Raw genomic sequence first — 19,946 nt, forward strand, 5'->3', positions numbered from 1 at the left:
ACAACCAAAAAAAAATGCCCCTCAACTTGAGGGGCATTGTAAATAAACTTTATTTAACGTCGCGACGTGCTTTAAGTCGTTTCACCATCGCTAAACGACGCTCTGCTGAGCCTTGGTCTGTCGCCGACTGGTTTGGATTATTGCGGCGGCCTTGGCGATTCTTAAACGCAGGTTTTGAATTCAACTTGTCAATGTATGACTCACGCTGTTTAGGCTCATAGCCTGCAAGCTCAATGCGACGAATACGCTGTTGGATCAGGTTTTCAACCTGAACTACCGTTAGCTCTTCTTCTCGGTTAACGAAAGAGACCGCATGACCTTGTTTGCCAGCACGACCAGTACGCCCAATGCGGTGAACGTAATCTTCCGCTAGGAATGGCATGTCGTAGTTTACTACGTGAGGTAAGCTTTCAATATCCAGACCACGAGCAGCAACATCTGTTGCCACCATCACGCGTACTTTGCCTGTTTTAAATTCTTCTAGCGCACGACGACGAGCACTTTGCGCGCGGTCACCATGGCACACTACTGCCTTGATTCCATCCAGCTTAAGCTCTTTTACTACGTCGTTCGCCGTTTCTTTGTAGTTCACAAAAACCAACACTTGTTGCCAGTTTTTACGCCCAATCAGTTCAGAAAGTAATTCGGTTTTACGCTCTTGATCCACTGGGTAAAGAACGTGTGCAACCGTGTGTGCAGTGGTGTTTGCACGCTCTACTTCGATACGCTTTGGCTTACGCAGAATATCTTTTGCCAAAAGGTTAAGTTGGCTAGAGGTTGTTGCAGAGAACATCATGATTTGTGGATCTGTATCCACATCTAGCATGATCTTACGAACAGCGTGGATGAAACCCATATCCAAAATACGGTCTGCTTCATCAAAAACTAGGAATTCTAGCTGAGCAACTGACACGTTACCCTGTTCAATGTGTTCTTCCAAACGTCCAGGTGTTGCTACCAAAATATCAACGCCATTTTCTAATGCGGTAACCTGAGAAGACATCTTACGACCACCAAAGATAGCCGCGACAGAGAGATTGGTGTATTGGGTGTACGCCTTAATATTGTCAGCGATTTGTTCCGCTAGTTCACGAGTTGGTGCCAAGATAAGTGCACGCGCGGTTTTGCGAGAAGCACTACGACCACTATCCAACAATTGTTGGATCATTGGTAAAGAAAAGGCTGCGGTTTTACCTGTACCTGTTTGTGCGGTAGCGAAGATATCATGGCCTTTGCGAGCCATTGGAATCGCCTTCTGTTGAATTGGCGTTAACTTCTCATAACCGCATTCTGCCAGTGCTTTAACCACTTCTGGCGCAAAACCTTGAGATGAAAATGACATTGAGCGTATTCCTTAAACAAACCACTTAAATAGCGTTAAAAATTTTAGCCGTGCACTATAACTGAATTTAAGTGATTTATCTCACTTTTTCATCTGTTAGCGCAAAAACTATTGGGACGACAAGAGAGCAACACCAAAGTCTCTCTATTAAGCGCTCTCCCCTCGTCATTCATCACGTTTAGAGAGCATGAGATGCCGGACTAAATCCCGAGCAGTGACTCGGGGCTTCGGCTATTTGATACCGCACAGCTTTAACAAGATACCTTCTAATTGTTCCCAAGGCATAAGTTGTGAGTCAATGACCTCTAATCGAGATTCAAAACCTTCAAGGCTAATCTGATTCACTGATACTACCCCATTGGCAACGTTGAATGCATAGCAGCCTTGGTCTGTATTAACCACCGCTTTGACACGTTCAGCAGTCAAATCAGAAAGCATTAAGAACAGTTGGTCAAAATCGAATTGGTACTCCGCACCAACCAACCAACCACAACTAAAGTAACCTTGGCCTTTATTTTCCTTACGGATGAACGCTTTACCCGGCGGCAACTGGAACTGTGGTTCTTGCTCTGCATGTTCATGATGATGGGATTCAATATGCGAAGACGCACTACCTTGCACACGTTCAATATCCAACACTTCTATTGGCAAGTCACCATCGTGAATCAATTTGCTGAACACTTTTGCCGGAGATTGTTCGATGATCCAATCGTTAAACACGTCAATATCATGACTAGAACACAAGTCAACTTTACTGCCGATCACCACATCGGAACTGTCTAGCTGATCAACAAAATTTTGGTTTGATAAGTACTTTTCATTACTCAAGTTGCGTGGGTCCACCAGCGCGATCGTAGCTTTTAGATCAACATAAGGAAGGTATTGTTCTGAAGTCAGTGTTGCAACCACCTGTTTTGGGTGACCTAAACCTGTTGGTTCAATAAGCAGGCGATCTGGTTTTTGACGTAGCAATGCAGTAATACCAACTGACATCGGCACACCTGCAGTGCAACACATACAGCCTCCTGGCACTTCTTTGATCAACGCACCTTGGTCTGTCATCAAGGCACCATCAATACCGATTTCACCAAACTCGTTGACCAATACCGCCCAATTTTCATTCTCTGGTTTATTTTTCAGTAAATTGAGAATAGTGGTCGTTTTACCAACGCCTAGAAATCCCGTCAGTATGTTGGTAGGAACTCGATTTGACATGCTTTTCTCCGACACGCTTGCGCATTAATACTCTGCGGAAGTATACGGAGAATGTCGTTTGCTTCAACGCTTTTTCTTACCAGGATCTAAGCCTTTTCGTAGAGCACTTGCTTTCGTTTGTTGATATTGCTCATAGTAACCCAATGCATCCACACTTTTAACACCAGACAAACACACACTGGTGTGAATCACACAGGTAAAAAACGCCACGATGGCAATGAGAATAGGAAACAGCCCAAGCGTATCTTCATATTTCAGGCTAGCAATAGCCAAAGCAAAAACACCGAGCTCTCACTCGGTGTAATCTTATGTTATGGCAAGCAATGATTAGCAAATTTGTCCTGCCATGATGGCAAGGTCTTTTTCATTCTCTAACGTAGCCTGAGCAACCAAACGCAAACCTTCAACAATCACATCTAAAGACATAGTTGGCTGATTTCCCGTCGTATCTTGTTCGGGCAACAATGGGATATGCACAAAGCCATGGCCAATATTTTTATCACGTAAGTAATGCTGAATGCCGTAAAAAACGTGGTTACAAACAAACGTACCTGCTGTGTTTGATACCTGACACGGGATCCCTTGCTCTTGCAACGTTCGCGTGATTGCTTTTATTGGCAACGTCGAGAAATAAGCATCAGGTCCATCCATGACGACGGGTTCATCAATGGGTTGGTTTCCGCCGTTATCCGGAATTCGGAAATCATCCACGTTGATTGCAACACGCTCAGGTGTGATGCCAGCACGACCTGCGGCTTGGCCGATGGTAATCACATAGTCTGGTTGGTGTATCTCAATTGCAGTAATGATGGTATCTAAAGATTCATAACGTGTTACCGGGACTTCACACACAACGATCTCGCCACCATCAATCTTTGCGTTCGCCAGTTTATTCACTGCTTCTAGTGCAGGGTTAATTGACTCACCACCAAAAGGCTCAAAACCCGTAATTAGTATTTTTTTCATCATTATTCTCAAAACGCAAAGGGGAATATAACAAAAACCTTAAAGGTCACAATTGCCTTATTTGGCACAGCCATAAACCGCATCATACCAATACAATACGCAATAACGTTAACCAATTGCATGTGTTCTGAGAGCATCATCTTTACGATGGTGCACAAAGTACATAAATCATTTAGCGTTATTTATCCGCAAGGTTATGCCCAAGTAACATCGAGATACTTGCCCTAAAAGAGTGAGTTGAGTATAAAATTGTTTGCGTGATAAGGTTATTGAGGGAGAGGTATTGGTTTATCTTAATAACTTCGTTAGAGTACGCGACCATTATGTATCTACAATCCGAAGAGATGGAATACAATGAACATTGATAACCACATTATCGAAACCCTAGAAGAGCTAGAAGCGTTTCTTCATTTGATAGAGAGCGGCGCACTAGGCCTTGACGGCGTAACTGGCGTTGCTCTTGCTACCAGCAATACCGATGGCCGACCATTTGTTGCGGTACTAGGCGACAAACATCAACTTCTACTTGGTCGCTGGATTTCCCAACACGTTTACGACAACGGTAAAGATATCATTCGTAACGGTGTGAACAAAAAACATTAATCAATCCAACCACCAAGCTCAATCATCTATTTGAGCTTGGTGGTTATACCCTACCTTTACAACAGTAAATCCATTACAAACAGCCTATTAATCGGCTTTAGAATCACATTTTTCCAGTTCCGCGTTAAAACGTTGGATAAACGTTCCTGTATCCTCGTACTTAGTAAACACCATAAAACCGTCACCCTGATTAACGAAAAACTCCAAGACGTCCCCCTCAATATTAAGTGTGAGATCACTATTGAATGAGGCATCAAGCATCACGCCATACAACACCGTCGATGGTGTCATATTAAGATAATTCGCCTTTTTCTCTGGATTTAAAGCGTTCTCGTATGCCAATTGTAGTGCTTGTGCGTTTACGTTATCGCCTAGATAGAGCACTCGCCATCCATTATCACGTTTCAGTACAAACGACGGCTGACCAAACTGAGTCTCTATTGCGGACAGTACCGCTGAATTACTCTCAGCAGTTAACTTAACTAAGCCTGAAAAATCCATGACAGACTTACCTTTGTAGAGACGAAAACCTGCGCGAGTTATCCCATCCTTTATGTCTTGCAAAGGTTGACTGTTATACGTCGTAATACCATAGATAGGAAAAGGGTCGAGATCATCAGGAAACTTGTTGAAATCCGCAAGAGACGTAATTTTTACCAACGGTTGAGAGCACGTGACAATACTGTCAGTCTGGAATATACCCGCAGGACCAATGAAGCCATCATCATAACCTCTATCAAATTCAAACTTCCCCTGATTCATTGAGGTGACTACGCCTTTATCATTTTTTTCTACGACAAAAGCATCGACTTTGAACTTAAGGTTATTTATTGATGCCGCCTCAACAGTGTTACCAGTCAGTTTTATCTCTTCTGCTAATACTTTGCATGAGATCAAACTGGACATAACACCAATAATAAACATGACTCGATTCATCGTTACTGTCCTTAATTCGACTAATTGTATAAAAATGCCTTGCGCCCCATGCGAGCAGGCATGTTTTATGCGTGGATTTCCTAATTATAGTGGTAAACTAAAATTGACCACAGTTTTAGAATTTTCCCAATATAATCGTTCTGATTCATTGGCAGTTAGACCACCGTTATACTTATGTAGCCTGAGTTGGCTGTAATATCCAATAATGTATCTTGTTGAGCCTCAACGAAACTACGATAACCCACTGTTGGCACCCATCCTGTTTTCAGACTTCTAAAGAAACGCTCCATCGGTGCATTATCATTACCCCAACAATTTTCTCTGCGAGATAAACTCTGTTTTATTTGAAACGCCACAGTAATTGACGGTTTTTACGGTTGGTATAGTGACTGTATTGATCGCTATGGAACATGACGCCTTTAGGCTTACCACAAGCCTCATACGCCATCAAAAGGGCTTTGCTTGTTAGTCGAGTATCTGGTGATAAAGGCATTGACCAACCAATTTTCGGGCAAAAAGGTCGATAACAACTGCTAAATACATCCAACGATTTCCCGTCCAAATATACGTCACATCAGCCACCCAGCTCTCATTCGGTGCTGTAACCGAAATCGGTCGACCGGTAGTGGGTTGGAAAACTTGAACACTTAGCTAAAGTGCTAGCATGAGGAAATATAAGTCAAATTCAAAGAATTTAGAAAGCATGTTCAACCCCTCACTTTGGGGGAAAGGTCAGGTATTGTGAGTTGAACATTGTCATTTCACAGTGAATTAGTTTGGCTAGACTTCCCCTTTGCCTACTAAAAGCACAATCGAACTGGCTGCTATTGTCAAACTGCCTATTTTAAACCAAAATAACACTGTATATATAAACAGTACTATTTATGAACGTTATTCCTATTTCTGCCAGTGCCGGTATCACCGGTTTTGAATCCCCTGCTGCTGAGTACCGCCAGCTATCTCTCGATCTCGATGAGTTATTGATCGAGCATCCAAGTGCCACTTTTCTTGGGCGTGCCAGTGGTGACTCGATGCAAGGCGTCGGTATTTTTGATGGTGATATCTTGATCGTAGATCGCCATGTGGCACTCAATAATATGGATGTCATCGTGGCGAACTTAAACGGTGAGTTTGTCTGCAAACTGCTTGATATAAAGCATCGCCAGTTACTTTCAGCTAATCCGGTTCATGCGCCGGTTCTGGTGCAAGATTGCGATACCTTTTCGGTTGAGGGTGTGGTGATTCGTTCTATTCGTTGCCACCGAGCAAGCCACTTATTAAGGCAAGAGTGATGTTCGCCCTAGTCGATGCCAATGCGTTCTATTGCAGTGCAGAGCAAGTCTTTCGACCTGAATGGCGTGGTAAGCCGTTAATCGTGCTATCTAATAATGATGGCTGTATCGTGGCGGCTAACCGACAAGCAAAAGAGGCCGGTGTCGAGAAGTTCAAACCCTACTTTCAAATGAAAGCTCTCTGCGAGCAGCGTGGCGTGGTGGCGTTATCTTCTAATTATGAGCTTTATGCAGATCTCTCTTCAAAAATGATGGAAGTGATTGGCCGCTTTGCGCCAGAGCAGCATGTCTACTCGATTGATGAATCTTTTTTGTCGTTTCATCGCTGTGCTCCTGCTATCTCTTGTTTGCGTGAACACGGGATGTTATTGCGTAAAGCGGTTTGGCGAGAATGTCGATTACCCGTTTGTGTCGGCGTGGGGCCAACATTGACGCTGGCTAAAATCGCTAACCATGCTGCTAAAAAAATTGCCGGTTATGACGGTGTATGTGTACTGGACAGCAAAGACGAACGAGAAAAGGTGTTAGCACAGCTCTCTGTTAATGATGTTTGGGGAATTGGTAAAAAGCTTACATTACATTTAAAGCACCTTGGTATAACGACAGCATTGCAGTTGGCCAACTACCCTGCCCCTTTAGCGCGAAAGGTGTTTAATGTGGAGTTAGAGCGAACGGTGCGAGAGCTTAACGGCCAGGTATGCAAGCAATGGGATGAAGCAAGAGCAGATAAAAAGCAGATTTTCTCAACGCGCAGTTTTGGTGAGCGGATCATTGATGACGTCGCGTTACGTGAAGCGCTTTGTCAGCATGCCGGAATTGCATCACGCAAGGCAAGGCGACAAGGTTCTCTGTGTAAGGTATTGGTCTGTTTTGCTTCTAGTTCACCATTTGATGATACCCCCTACAGTAAACGCATGATCCATCGTTTCCCCTACCCAACTGCAGATGTGACGCAAATTTCTAAGGTCGTATCGGAGTTCGCTAACCAGTTATTCTCTGAGGGTGTGCGTTTTTATAAAGTGGGCGTTGGGTTGTTGGATTTGCTTGATGGGCGCAATGAGCAAGCCGATTTGTTTAACCCTACCCCAAACAATGCACCACTGATGTCGATATTTGATGGTTTAAATCAGCGCTATGGGCAGAACACGGTGTTTTTAGGCGCCCAAGGGATTGAGCAGAAATGGCAAATGCGGCGTCAGTTTTTAACGCCGCAGTACACTACGCGCTGGGCGGATTTGCCCAAGGTTCAGTGTTGAGGTATTTCAGAAAACTCTTTGACAGAACCACTTCGGGAACTTTGCTAATTTAGCACCACATCAAATAGCTCAAGTATGGAAAGTTCTTAATTGGTGTGTCCAAAACTGATGTCGAAGACCAGCTTTAAACCAACAGTAGATCATAGATTCATATTAAGGTCGCAGAATTTACCTCGCTAGTAGTTGGAGTTACTTTACTCTGCGTCCCGACTGGTAGTTCGGATCGCGTTGTAAGTCGGTCCACTTTAAACAAGTGTTAATCACAGAGCTTTTACATTTCATATATCTTTGAAATTTGGCATCAAACAAGCAGAAATTGTCTCTCCTTGATACTCTATCGAAGAAGCTAGCTCACCATTTATAACCACGTTAGGAACGCCCATTTTTGCCAAGTCGCGTGTTGAGTAGTACCACCCATGCGTTTCCTTTATTAATTGACATTTTTTTGAACTGGTTTGACCATAGACTGTGATGTCTGGGTCAACATCAATGTACTTAAAAAATGCATCTTCTTTTTCACGCAGTCGTGCTACAAACTTCATTAAGCCTTCTTTATCACCAGAAGGGGCCATCGCTTTCCAAATCTCATCTGACTGCCTTGGGCCTCCATGCCAACCAATAAGAGAACCATTCTTAATCAAGACCGTTTTGGCAGCTGGAATAACATAATTTGCACATGCAGAAAAACAAAGCGTATCAACTTCTATGTCTAGGTTATTTTCTTTGACAAAATACCCAAGTTCGATGCCTGAAAGCACATCACCGCCAGGGCTAGTGATTCTAAGCTTTTCAATCTCTGCACCAGAGTTTCGCACAACTCTTAATGCTTCCAAAACGCTATCGCCAGATATTGGACCGTCAAAGTTAAGGGTTTTTCCTGTGACCGATACATTATGTTCGGGCATGAAAATAACTGGAATACTTTTACAACCAGACAACACGGCTAGTGATACTAGTGTGAGACAAAGAAATCTCATTTTTTGAACTCCGTTTTCAGTTAGTTTAATTCTATCTTTTTGACGGTGCATGGGTTGCCAGCAGCCATACAGTTAGCAGGAATATCTTTCGTAACGACGCTACCTGCCCCAATAACTGCACCTTCTCCAATGCGCACTCCAGGAAGAACAATACATCCGTAACCGATCCAAACGTCATTGCCAATGATGACTGGCTCAGCTTTAATATTGTCAAGTTCATCCGGATGGCCTCGCTTTGTAAGCGCATGGCCGCTGCAATCCATAATCACGGTATTTGGGCCAAAAATCACATTGTTTCCTATTGAAACTTTGTCGTAAGCACAGATGGCAGTACCTTGGAGCACACACCCTTTGCCAATGACTATTTTTCCAAAAGGTTTGTCTTTAACTGAAACACTTGTCAGCTTGGTGACACCAGAAGGAAAGGCAGGAAAGTGGGATGATTCAATGTAACAGCCTGAATCGATAGCGATCACCTCATTCCCGTTTGGTAAAGCATCGAAGTCATTTGAGCCGACTTTGGTCAGAGTAATCGAAGGGCAACCAGAAAATGTTACCCAATTTTCCGAACCAAAGTATTTACTATATTGTTCCATCAATTCAACGTCAGATAATTCAGAATGATTATCTGGACAGAGTATTCTTTCGTGGTTATACATCTTGAGCTTCCTGCTTAAAATTATTTGGGATTTCCTGAACTAGACCACTATCCATAAGCAATACTCGATCAGCTGATGCTATAGTCTCTGGACGGTGCGCAATCATCAAAATAGGCGTATTGATTTCTTTAAACATCTGGCAAACAAACGACTCCGTATAGATATCTAAGCTACTTGTCGCTTCGTCCAACACTAGAAACTTAGGCTTTTTATACAATGCTCGTGCAATGAGAATTCTTTGTTTTTGGCCGCCTGAGAGGCTAGAACCCATCTCCCCAACCAGCGTGTGATAGCCCATGTTTAATCGTTCGATATCATCATGGACACCCGCCCTACGTGCGCACTCAACTAGCCAATCTTCGTCTAGATCACTAGCGAAGAACGTAATATTTTCGATTATTGAACCACTAAATAGCTGGTCTTCTTGCAAAACTGCACCAACTTGAGTTCTAAGAGATTTGGAGGCTGTCGATTTATTACCAAAGTAGTTAATGCTGCCCGATGTAACTGAATAGATACCTAATAACAGTTTAGAAATTGTTGACTTACCACAACCAGACGGCCCAACTAACGCAACAACCTCATCCCTTTTTACACTAAAACTTGCGCCGTTAAGAATTGGAGGCTGATCTTTTCCGTAGGAGAAGAAAACATTGTCAAACTCGATAACAGTATTGCTTGGATTATTGGTTACAACGGGCAACCCTAGGGCATCAGGAACACTTTCCGTTTCTTTCTCAGTTAAAACGATATCCGCTAAACGTTCGTTGTACACAGATAACATCTTAAATTCGAAATACTTATCGATTAATGAACTAATACTGGCAGAAAACCGACCTTGATATGAAAGAAAAGCCATAAGCATGCCGATTGTAAATAGTCCATCCAGTACTAAATTTGCACCGAACCAGAGAACCGTCGAGGAAACAAGACTAACAATCGTCACATTCATTGTGTTGTAGATCATCCCAAGCTTTTGCTCGTGTAGCTGAGCGTTTCTGCGATTAATATTGAGGTTCCGCCAAGACGACTCACGCCATGGCAGCGTCCCGTTAACTCTTAAGCTCAATACACCGCGAACTGTCTCTATGAAGTAGCTTTCTTCTTGCGTACTGGCTTCCCAAGTATTTTCTTCGGCGCGCTTAAAAGCACCAAACCACGCAAACCTGAGAGCGATGTAGCCTAGCGCCGCAGCAATCGCTATGAATGAGAGCTGAGGACTGTAAACCAACATAACCGACAGAGTACCAACCACTAAAACTAAATCGAGTAGGGCTTGAATAGCGCTCGTCGTTAACGTTTGTTGAATGACATCCACAGCTGAGAATTTAGCACTAATGCTCCCGATATCCCTTTTTTCAAACCAATCTATAGGTAATCGAAACAAATGATGGAAAACATTTGCCGCCCACTGCATGTTGAAATTCACGGACAGCTTGATGGTCGCCCATTGCTGAGCAAGGCCGATTAAGGTTTGCGTCGCGGTAACCATAAGTATGGATCCAATGACAAGTACAAGAAGATTTTTGTCATACCCAACCAACACTTCATCGATCACAATCTGGTTAAAGATCGGCAAAGTAAGCGCTAACACCTCTAAAACCAATGCGAACACAAAGATTCGACCTAGTGCTCCTTTAAGGCCAACGGTTTTACCAATTAGAGTTGATAGCTGAACCGCTTTGCTTTCAACTTTTTCCTCAAAGTCGTGGGTCGGTGTTAGTTCAAGCGCGATGCCTGTGAAATGCTTATTGACCTCATCATGACTCAGTGTCAATGCACCGTTGGCTGGATCGTGAATTTCAATTTTCTTGCCACTCACTTTTTTTAACACAACGAAATGATTGAGATTCCAATGCAAAATGCAAGGTGTTGCTAATTGCTCCAATTCATGTAGATCTAAACGTACTGCGCGACCTGAAAGCTTAAGAAGTGCACCGCACTCAATGAGCCGTGCAAATGACATCCCATGCTGGGTAATACCGCATTTTGCTCTTAGCGATCGCAAATCAGTTTTGTAACCATGCCAATCAGCAACCATCGCGAGGCATGCAATACCGCATTCCGCCTTTTCTGTTTGTCGGATTAAAGGGAGCTTCTTTCCCCACCCCCAGTCTATCAACCCTTCTGCATGCATGATTACATTCGTCCCTTGATGGTATACAAAGGCTCTAACAGCCACTCGTAAACCTTACGTGTGTCCAGTTCAATATCTGCGGTCAATGTCATTCCTGGCACAAACATTTGCTCTTCCCCATAAACCGTAATAGTCGGCTTATCGAGTTTTACTCTCACTTGGTACAAGCCAACGCCACCATGAGTGCGCGAAAGCTGGCTTTGTATCAATGGGCTATTGGGCAGCATCTCAGCGGTGACAGCAGATTTTGATATTGATGAGATAACACCTTGTTGTACGCCAAACTTTTCATAAGGGAACGCATCGAACCGTAAGCGGACATCTTGGCCTTCTTGAATAAAACCTATGCTGCGACTCGGTGCGTACAACTCAACAACAACTGGCTTTTCTCCCTCTGGGATAACAACAAGAAGCGGTTGACCTGTGTTAACTGAATGACCTTCCTTAACGAAAATTGACGCAACCACACCGTTAATCGGCGATACTACCTGGGTATCCGTTTGGTAAAAGTACTCAATTTTGTTTTGAGCAATTTGCTGAAGCTGGCGATCAATTTCTTGCAGGGTAATGTCGAGCTCTAGCTGGAGCGTGTCTTTCGTTTCTTCTAGCTTAGCTTGTTCTCTCACCAACCGTTGTAAACTTAGCCGCTGGGTTTGCACCTTAGCTTCTAGTGTTATTAGCTCAAGCTTTTGCCTTTGAAGTTCAATAGTGGAGATGAACTGCTTATTAACCAACACTTGCTGTTTATCAACCAAACTTTGAGCAAGAGTTAGCTCCTGTTCAGATAAATCAACTACCACATTAAGTATGCCCACCTCTTCAGACAAACGTACCAGGTCATCATCAATGACCTCTAGCTGGTGTTGCGATTTCTCTACTTCTTTATTTCGGCGTTCATTTAACAAAATAATTTGATTATCAATTGTGGAGACAATTCGCTGTTTAACACCTTGACCAAACTCATCATATCGCTCAGTTTTTATCTCATACAACGGTTCACCAGCGAGTATTGTCTGACCTTCACTTACAAAGACTTTTTCGGCGTATCCTTCATCATTTGCCTGCACTTTGACAATGCCCCCTGTCGGACTAACCACACCGTTTAGAGTATCTCTACGGGTGTACTCGGCAAAAACAACGAAAAAGATAATAGTCATCAAAACGAACACAGATGCACCTAAGAATAGGTACTGATTCAATGATGCATCAATTAAAATAGATCCTTGCTGGTCTGATTTCTGCGCCTCGAAATACTCTGGCCGATATAAATGTTTGGCTCTTGCTACCACGGGTCATCCTTTCCCTACACAAACGGACTAGAGCTGAGTCACTGCGATTTCTTGTCGTTTATTTGGAATCAACGTTGTATTCACTTTTTTCGCCGACAAATCAACACCGCATTGGCAAATTTTTGTTCTGCATTTCGTAGGATGAGTTGGAAGCTCAATATTTTCATCATAGATGGAGCCAATCGGGCCATCCTGCATACACCAAGAGCGATAAATATCACCGCTGAATGTAACAACTAAGCTATCAATACCAGAGTAACAGTCCCAGCCAATAAAATTTGTTTGATCATTAGCGATTAAATCAAAAGTCGACAGATTCTTGGTTGTACCATCTGCATAATTGACTTCTAATTCAGCCATTGATGGCGGATGTTTTTTTAGCTCCGGCCGACCACGAAAGTCTTTCATTATTTGTTCTTGTTCAGGTGTATACGGATACTTCTTAGTAATTCCACCATGGCCGAAGCCTTCAAAAAGTGGTTGAAGGGCAATAGAACAACGAACTTCTTGTTGTAGCCTCTTTGCAAACGCGAGACAATCATCAAACCGCTCGGGAACCATCATGATATTGACGTGAAAGCGAGTATTTTGTGAGGACTCGAGAACTTTGGAAACCTCAATAAAATGAGACTCATTTTTGATATCATTAATATGATAACTAAGACTCACTCCCGACAAATATTTAAAATTTTCTTGCCACCAGGACAACCGTTTGGAAGCATTGGAAACAATGTTAACCAGACCATTATTTTCAGAAATATGTTTTAATAGTTTTGGGAAATACCGCAACAAAGTTACTTCTCCACCCCCAAATTCAAAGTTTGGCGTCATTCCCAATATATTCGAACGCATAAGGATCAATTCAACAAAATCAACTGCGACATCATACGGTGGTGCTTTAATAGAGCCATTTCTTAGGTCAGGATGACAATAATTGCATTTGTAGTTACAATTGTTTGTTAAAGCCCAGTTCACATTAAAAACACCTCCTAAGCTATTTATCTTAAGTAAATCAGGTTTCTTTATGTTTTTCTTAATTTCCATTACTACACCCCCCTCCCATTTTCTTATAAATTAAATTTAAGGTACTTTCAATTCCTGAAACTGTAAAATACAACATTGCATAAAATGCCACCCCTTTAACGCCTTTCATTTCATCAGTATTTACATTAAAAAAAAATAATGAAACACCAACAAAAATAGATATTCCAATGGTCGTTACTCTAGATAAATTCATATATGTCACCATATTTTATTTATAACCTAGTAGCAATTACGCTACTAGGAACTATATTCTACTACATATTACAAGAGCCGCTTATTGCCGCACCGAAACCACCAAGTCCAGCCCCAACTACGGCTCCACCTAACCCTCCGGACAGCCCTCCATTTAATGCACCTGTAATTGCGCCTCCAGCAACGGCTTGCGCACAGCCTTGGCTTGGCGAGTTTGCTTGTTGCTTAACTGCACTAGGAGAGGCCGGGTAACCACTGCTATTACCATCTCCGCCACCATAAACCATTGAAATTTCATCAACACTTAAATTATACATAAATTATTTCCTTATATTTAAATTACAGTAAAAGAGTACTGCGCTCATAAAAACTATCTTGTTAGCCAGCCTTTTTTCTTACCTAGAATCTCATCAGAATATCCAAGTAAGTTTGGTAGCCATGTAATAGACTCCAACAGGGCTGAATATATTGGTGCTTTGAACACCTGCCTATTTGATAAGTCACCATACAAATCAAAATCTCTGATATAAGACTTCACGAGTAAAAAGTAGATCATTATATTGGCAACCCCGAACACTATTGGAATCCAAATACCCATTACAATCATAAATCCAAATAAAATGATGCTAGAAGGAAATATGTATTGTGCTGCAGTCAATAGAAACCAAGGAGATGCACACAAACCCGCTATCCAATGTGTCTTCCAAGCTTCCATATAAGCTTCTACTCGCCCACGAGCCCAACGCCGACGTTGATTAAACAAACCCTTAGCATCAGTTGGGCACTGCGTAGTTGCCTTTGCTTTAGGAGCGTAACCTGTTCGATAGCCATTTGATATTGCCTTCCAACACCATGCGATGTCTTCGACTAACCACTCGCTCCAGCCTCCTAGTTTTTCCACTGCTGAAGCTCGGTGCGCGACAAATGCGCCTGCTAATACTGGAACACAGCCGAGTTTGTCTTGTGCGGCTCTTATCGCGCCATAAAAGCTAATATGTTCATAATGTTGCAATTTACCTATAAAACTGTCTTTATGATTTTCCGGCGTAATATAGCCACAAACAGCAGCATATTTATCATCAGACCAAAGTTTGGTAACCAGTTCATAGATACCGTTGGGCTCAATATAGGTATCGCTATCTACAACGACATACACCTCCCCAGTAGCGACTCCAAGTTCCAAGACATGATCTAAAGCAAAGCCTTTCCTCCCACCGTTGACCGCTCTTTCAACAATCTGAAAGTCGTGATTAGCTTTAGTGTTAGATATCCACTCTTTAACTCCAGTAATTACATTATTTGTCGAGCCATCATCAATAACAATAACCTGAATTCGGCTTGAATAGTCTTGTTCATTTAACTTGTTCAATGCACAGATTAAATGCTGTTCCTTTTCGTTATAAAAAGGCAAAAATACCGAAACTTTTGGGTCATCTCTATTTGTGGACTTTGACTTTCTGAACTTATAGCAAACGAACAAAACTAGTGTTGTTACAAACGACAATAAAGACGTAGAAATTAATATTACTTCTATAACATCAATCATGTTCATCTCACTTATGATAAATAATCGTTAATAAGCTGACTAACAGATTGATAGTCATAATTTGTATGCAAATGCCCCTGAAGCATGGTAAAGGATGAATATTTGACCCTTCGCAAAGGAAATCCTACAGACTTAACATCTAAACCGAGGGCTTTTGCTTCAGCGAGTACATCCTGACGAAAGTCTTCGTCATTAAAGCGAGTAATAAACCTTCGCTCTTCGTGTTTTAGGCGCTCTTTTAAAAGGCTCGCTTTATCAATATTCGATTGTGAGTGATCCTCAATACTTAACTCAAATAACAGAAACTTGTTCTCATATTCATCAAGTAACCTCGAAAAATCTGATGAATATTCTCTTATTTGATTTGGTGTCAGTTCGCCTTGCGAGTAGTGGTTAAGCGTGTCAATAAAGTTAACTAACCAGGACTCTATGAGCTCATGGTCATCCCATACGGCCCCGACACCATTTGCGAGTACATAGTTACCGAAATCAGGCACCGCTGTTATGGTGCCAAAATCTAAGAACCGACCATCAACCGAGATATTTGAGCTCGTTAAAGATCCGTGTGGGATGCCTTTCACTCTCGATGCAGCAATCTGGCAAGCGAGTCGATCAATCATTGTATTGAGGGCATCGCCAAGGGAAGTATTATGGTTTTCACCTAACATCAAATTAGAGAGATAGGGCGCCGCCTTTCTTATGCGATTGGCATCATTATCACGAAGGTAACGGTATCTTTCCTCTGGCCAAAAGAAGGTGCAACGCTCAAAATGGGCAGGGCGTACAGATACTTCCCTGATCGCTAAGGCGCAATGCTTGTTAGGTGTGTCATTTAAGTATCCAAACTTATGCTTTACGTTCGTTTTGATTATGGCGAGTGTTCTTATAGATCCATAAGGCAGGTGCTTGTTGCAGATTTCGCCCCAAATTGCTTCACTGATCGCTTCATCGATAAATAACTTACCGTGTGAATGGCTTTCAGACATATTTGCGGCTACTAACGGGTTACGCCCAATCCCTTTGATTTGAAAATGGCCATTTAATCCACACCTTGCGCTACCACCATTGCATATTTCATGTCGAGAACCGTATTGATCTGCCATAAACTGCTTTTTGTCGTTAGTAATAATTCTTGTTTTCTTGGCATATCCCTTAGAAACGTAACTAAAATTCTCGAGCAACTCATTTTTAATCGAGCCTTCATCAAGTTCGATTTCATACTCTTTAATGAGATCTTTATTGATCCAAACGACTTCACAGTCTTTTAGTTTGTAGGTATCAAATAAAACAAAGGATTCTTTAGGCAAATATTTGTCAACATAAGGAGTATTGTCTTTTCCAACACACTTATGTGTTTTTAGGAGTTCAGTAGCCATATATACTCCGTTTATTCGTTTTGATGACATTTCCTTTTTCATCTCGAATACAAACATTGATTTCATCTCTACTTATTTTTGTTGAGGAAACAACATGCTTATAAAGCTCTTTCAACTGACTTGATCTATTTTTTTCGACGAACCAGTCAACAATAATCAGGTTACTTCCCTCATTCCAATTCATTGGTTTAAGTGAGAATCTAGTCTGAGTCATATAATGAGACAGCGTTAAATCATCAACCCAAGCCCATATAACGTATCCCGTAAATCCAATGTCACTTGATAGCTTTAAGAACTTGTATTGCCTGTGAATTACTGCTGGTTTGATCCAATGCAGGAATGAAGCTAGGTTAAGTTCCCTGCGTTTGGCACATTTGGTCATTACCTCTAAAAACTGTCCTAGTTCATGAGTTACCTCTACCTTTGATAAAGGCCCATAAGGTAGCCCGGAAATTTGACTATTAGCTAAGGAAACAGAAGTTTTGTTCATTACAACCTACAGGGTAGTTTTATCTATTACTTCTTCTATTAAAAATTAGGAATAAAATAATCACACCTTTACTAGCATTTATCTTCGTGTCACAACGTAAAAAAAAGTGTTGATAAAATTAGTGATTTCACCGACATGCGAGACACGTATCGGTTATGTTGCGTAGTTCGATGTGTAGCGGTCAACTAGAATGGGCTTTGCTGCTCAAATCGACGGAACCAAATCAGGTAGCTATGATCTGATCGGCTACACCGATTAATCGACGTAGCGTCATGCCTAAACCTCGTTGCAAAACAACCAACTGGAAGCGGTACAACAAAGCACGAATCAACTCAGGCTCTCTGACCTTTTGGATTGATGGGGAAACGATAGCCAAGTGGAAGCAAATAAGGCAAACGAGTTGACCTACGCCGATTCAGCGACTTAACCATTACTACTGCTTTGTTGCGTAAATCGAGTGATCGCAATCGCCCATATACGCAACTTTCCTATAAAAGCTAATGTGATTTAGCTTGGCTAAATTGCATGGTGAAGCTAATAATTAGCAAGGGGCTCCGAACTGAAGGGCTAGAATTCAGCTAAAACCGATTATTCTACTTGCACTTGAGTGTAATCACGAATATTTACATTGCGAATAGTGTAAAAATGTAATTCGCCAATGGGCAAAAAATACTTTCCCGCCTCAAAAGCCTTGAGCTGAGTATTGCACTCGCTCATAAAGTCATTCAAAAAGAGACGCGCGTACATCTCATTGCTTTGTATGTGACTGTAATCTATTGCCGTAATTTTGTTTTAAAAATCATATGTAGTATGGCCAAAAGTTTGCAGACCAAAACTGCGGTTACGTTGCAACTTGTCGGAATATGTTAGCAAATGGATTTCTTATTGCGTGTCAGGTTCACTAATAGGCGTTAGATTCACTCTAAAAGCTTGATCTCTTAAATGCGATACGTCATTTTAATAAGTTGATTAAATGGAATTTTTTACAGGCAATTGACAGAATGGACACTACCCAAAATGGCAAACTGGATTTTCACGATCATCTGAAAACGAATATCGAGTCTTCAGCCGCTATAAACCAAATCATCAGTCATGAGACGCTCAGGATCAGAGCCTCTTGCAATCGTGTTGCTGAAGAGCTTGAACGTGAACTGTATATCTGGAACAGTCAATCTGGCCTTCAGCATTTTCATAACGGCGAATTGAATGAGATAGATGATCATGAAGAGCCCCATGAAGTTCTTAACTGGCTGTTAGAGCACAGCCAAGAGGTCGAGCGGAAAGGCTTCATTTTGCTACTTGAAGATTTTCACCCATTTTTAACATCTGATAATCACAGACTTATTGGCAGGCTGCGAGCTTTTGCCGTTGCCGTTGCGGGGCGGGAAATCTCTGGCTGCTCCATAGTACTGTCACAACCAATAGCGTTGCTGCCGCCAGAATTAGATAAAGAAACTCAGATCCTCGAAATGCCACTACCGGATACAGGCGATCTACACAAAATTCTTGAGCAGGCTAAACAGCGCTACGACATTGATGAGCGTGATTATAACCCTACACCGAACCTTCTTGAATCTGCACTGGGCTTATCGACCAGTGAAGCGCAGCTAGCCTTTTCCAAAGCCGCTTGTCAGTTTCAGCGCCTGACAGAATCCGAAATTCCATTTATCGTCAAAGAGAAAGAACAAGTCATCCGAAAAAGTGGTCACTTGGAGTATTTTCACCCTAAAGCCACACTGAACGATATTGGTGGCCTCAATAATCTCAAGGCTTGGCTAGGTCGTCGCCAACAGGCGTTTAGCGAACACGCAAGAGAATTTGGGCTAGAAACACCTAGAGGTGTTCTGCTTCTCGGTCTGCCTGGAACGGGCAAAAGCCTAGCGGCTAAAGCGGTTGCCAATGCATGGCAGCTCCCACTGCTGCGACTCGATATGGGGAAAATATACGGTGGGATAGTCGGGCAGTCTGAAGAAAATATTCGCTCGGCGCTACATATGGCCGAAGCTCTGTCACCCAGCATTCTATGGGTAGATGAGATTGAAAAAGGCATGTCGGGAATGCAAAGCTCCGGATCAACCGACGGTGGAACGACATCTCGCGTATTGGGTACCTTTCTTACGTGGATGCAGGAAAAAGAAAAACCTGTTTTTGTCGTGGCGACGGCAAACCATATAGCACAACTCCCTCCAGAGCTTCTGAGAAAAGGCCGGGTTGATGAAATCTTTTTTGTTGATCTGCCAGTGCATGCTGACAGAAAAGACATTATCTCGATTCATCTACAACGACGAAATAGACGTGATGACTTTACGGATGAAGAGCTGAACCAACTTGCCACAGAGAGTAAAGGTTTTACCGGCGCAGAGCTCGAAGAAGCAATTAAAGAAGCGATGTTTATCGCCTTTGATGATGGCCACCCACTCAATAAAGAAGACATTAGCCGTGCTATTGAGTTAACGACGCCTCTGTCACAAACCATGGAAGAGATGATCCACCAAACACGTGCGTGGGCAAAAGGTCGAGCTGTCCCTGCAAGCAGCGCGGAGCCGGAGGCTATGGAGAAAACATCCAGCAAAAAACCTCGTCTGAAACAAGAGGGTGAAAATCCTTTCATTGATTGAGTGTAAAA

At 42.4% G+C, this 19,946-nt stretch carries 19 protein-coding genes and 2 pseudogenes; 5 read left to right on the top strand and 16 right to left on the bottom strand.

Annotated elements, in window-relative coordinates; genetic code table 11:
• Positions 1–49: 49 nt before the first annotated feature.
• The 4 genes from AK966_RS08700 to pcp all read right to left on the bottom strand — a co-directional run bounded on the left by AK966_RS08700 (position 50) and on the right by pcp (position 3,523).
• Entirely contained in the window at positions 50–1,342 is a 1,293-nt protein-coding gene (locus AK966_RS08700; RefSeq protein ID WP_099080680.1) for a DEAD/DEAH box helicase, read from the bottom strand.
• A gap of 231 nt (positions 1,343–1,573) precedes the next feature.
• Positions 1,574–2,557, bottom strand: a complete 984-nt coding sequence (locus AK966_RS08705) for a GTP-binding protein (protein ID WP_099080679.1) — start codon at positions 2,555–2,557, stop codon at positions 1,574–1,576.
• 63 nt (positions 2,558–2,620) lie between these two features.
• The gene (locus AK966_RS08710) at positions 2,621–2,830 is read right to left on the bottom strand and encodes a hypothetical protein (RefSeq protein WP_099080678.1); all 210 of its coding nucleotides are present in this window, start codon (positions 2,828–2,830) and stop codon (positions 2,621–2,623) included.
• A gap of 54 nt (positions 2,831–2,884) precedes the next feature.
• Positions 2,885–3,523, bottom strand: coding sequence for a pyroglutamyl-peptidase I (pcp, locus tag AK966_RS08715; RefSeq protein ID WP_119463959.1), 639 nt, complete (start codon positions 3,521–3,523; stop codon positions 2,885–2,887).
• 354 nt (positions 3,524–3,877) lie between these two features.
• Between pcp and AK966_RS08720 the strand changes: the two genes are divergently transcribed.
• Positions 3,878–4,126 (top strand): hypothetical protein, encoded by a 249-nt coding sequence (locus AK966_RS08720; RefSeq protein ID WP_119463960.1) that lies wholly within the window; start codon positions 3,878–3,880, stop codon positions 4,124–4,126.
• An 87-nt stretch (positions 4,127–4,213) separates the two neighbouring features.
• Here the strand turns inward: AK966_RS08720 and AK966_RS08725 are convergent, their stop codons facing one another.
• Complete coding sequence (locus AK966_RS08725) at positions 4,214–5,062, bottom strand: hypothetical protein (RefSeq protein ID WP_119463961.1); 849 nt, start codon at positions 5,060–5,062, stop codon at positions 4,214–4,216.
• An 84-nt stretch (positions 5,063–5,146) separates the two neighbouring features.
• Positions 5,147–5,680, bottom strand: a pseudogene (locus AK966_RS08730) (DDE-type integrase/transposase/recombinase); the annotation flags it as partial.
• A gap of 266 nt (positions 5,681–5,946) precedes the next feature.
• Between AK966_RS08730 and AK966_RS08735 the strand changes: the two are divergent.
• Complete coding sequence (locus tag AK966_RS08735; RefSeq protein ID WP_119463962.1) at positions 5,947–6,354, top strand: LexA family transcriptional regulator; 408 nt, start codon at positions 5,947–5,949, stop codon at positions 6,352–6,354.
• Positions 6,354–7,610, top strand: coding sequence for a Y-family DNA polymerase (locus AK966_RS08740; RefSeq protein WP_119463963.1), 1,257 nt, complete (start codon positions 6,354–6,356; stop codon positions 7,608–7,610). The genes AK966_RS08735 and AK966_RS08740 overlap by 1 nt, the downstream gene beginning before the upstream one ends.
• A gap of 278 nt (positions 7,611–7,888) precedes the next feature.
• Here the strand turns inward: AK966_RS08740 and AK966_RS08745 are convergent, their stop codons facing one another.
• From AK966_RS08745 to AK966_RS08790, 10 genes are all read right to left on the bottom strand, one after another.
• Entirely contained in the window at positions 7,889–8,638 is a 750-nt protein-coding gene (locus AK966_RS08745; RefSeq protein WP_099080672.1) for a hypothetical protein, read from the bottom strand.
• Positions 8,608–9,246: a DapH/DapD/GlmU-related protein gene (locus AK966_RS08750; protein WP_099080703.1), complete on the bottom strand. Its 639-nt coding sequence runs from the start codon at positions 9,244–9,246 to the stop codon at positions 8,608–8,610. Before AK966_RS08750 ends, AK966_RS08745 begins: the two co-directional genes overlap by 31 nt.
• Positions 9,239–11,383 (bottom strand): peptidase domain-containing ABC transporter, encoded by a 2,145-nt coding sequence (locus tag AK966_RS08755; protein ID WP_099080671.1) that lies wholly within the window; start codon positions 11,381–11,383, stop codon positions 9,239–9,241. Before AK966_RS08755 ends, AK966_RS08750 begins: the two co-directional genes overlap by 8 nt.
• A gap of 2 nt (positions 11,384–11,385) precedes the next feature.
• On the bottom strand, positions 11,386–12,672 hold the full coding sequence (locus AK966_RS08760; protein WP_119463964.1) for an HlyD family secretion protein: 1,287 nt from the start codon (positions 12,670–12,672) through the stop codon (positions 11,386–11,388).
• Between the two features lie 27 nt (positions 12,673–12,699).
• The gene (locus AK966_RS08765) at positions 12,700–13,716 is read right to left on the bottom strand and encodes a radical SAM protein (RefSeq protein WP_259343749.1); all 1,017 of its coding nucleotides are present in this window, start codon (positions 13,714–13,716) and stop codon (positions 12,700–12,702) included.
• Positions 13,706–13,909, bottom strand: a complete 204-nt coding sequence (locus AK966_RS08770; protein WP_119463965.1) for a hypothetical protein — start codon at positions 13,907–13,909, stop codon at positions 13,706–13,708. The genes AK966_RS08765 and AK966_RS08770 overlap by 11 nt, the downstream gene beginning before the upstream one ends.
• Before the next feature lie 61 nt (positions 13,910–13,970).
• Positions 13,971–14,225, bottom strand: a complete 255-nt coding sequence (locus tag AK966_RS08775; protein ID WP_119463966.1) for a hypothetical protein — start codon at positions 14,223–14,225, stop codon at positions 13,971–13,973.
• Between the two features lie 53 nt (positions 14,226–14,278).
• On the bottom strand, positions 14,279–15,454 hold the full coding sequence (locus tag AK966_RS08780) for a glycosyltransferase family 2 protein (RefSeq protein WP_099080666.1): 1,176 nt from the start codon (positions 15,452–15,454) through the stop codon (positions 14,279–14,281).
• An 11-nt stretch (positions 15,455–15,465) separates the two neighbouring features.
• The gene (locus AK966_RS08785; protein WP_119463967.1) at positions 15,466–16,830 is read right to left on the bottom strand and encodes a protein adenylyltransferase SelO family protein; all 1,365 of its coding nucleotides are present in this window, start codon (positions 16,828–16,830) and stop codon (positions 15,466–15,468) included.
• On the bottom strand, positions 16,820–17,320 hold the full coding sequence (locus AK966_RS08790; protein WP_119463968.1) for a toxin-activating lysine-acyltransferase: 501 nt from the start codon (positions 17,318–17,320) through the stop codon (positions 16,820–16,822). Before AK966_RS08790 ends, AK966_RS08785 begins: the two co-directional genes overlap by 11 nt.
• Before the next feature lie 272 nt (positions 17,321–17,592).
• Between AK966_RS08790 and AK966_RS08795 the strand changes: the two are divergent.
• Together AK966_RS08795 and AK966_RS08800 are read left to right on the top strand one after the other, a co-directional pair.
• Positions 17,593–17,773: pseudogene (locus AK966_RS08795) on the top strand (IS5/IS1182 family transposase); the annotation flags it as partial.
• Between the two features lie 548 nt (positions 17,774–18,321).
• On the top strand, positions 18,322–19,938 hold the full coding sequence (locus tag AK966_RS08800) for an AAA family ATPase (RefSeq protein ID WP_099080663.1): 1,617 nt from the start codon (positions 18,322–18,324) through the stop codon (positions 19,936–19,938).
• The last annotated feature ends 8 nt before the right edge of the window (positions 19,939–19,946 follow it).

This window comes from Vibrio sp. PID23_8, from assembly GCF_003584965.1.
Classification (GTDB): Bacteria; Pseudomonadota; Gammaproteobacteria; order Enterobacterales; family Vibrionaceae; genus Vibrio.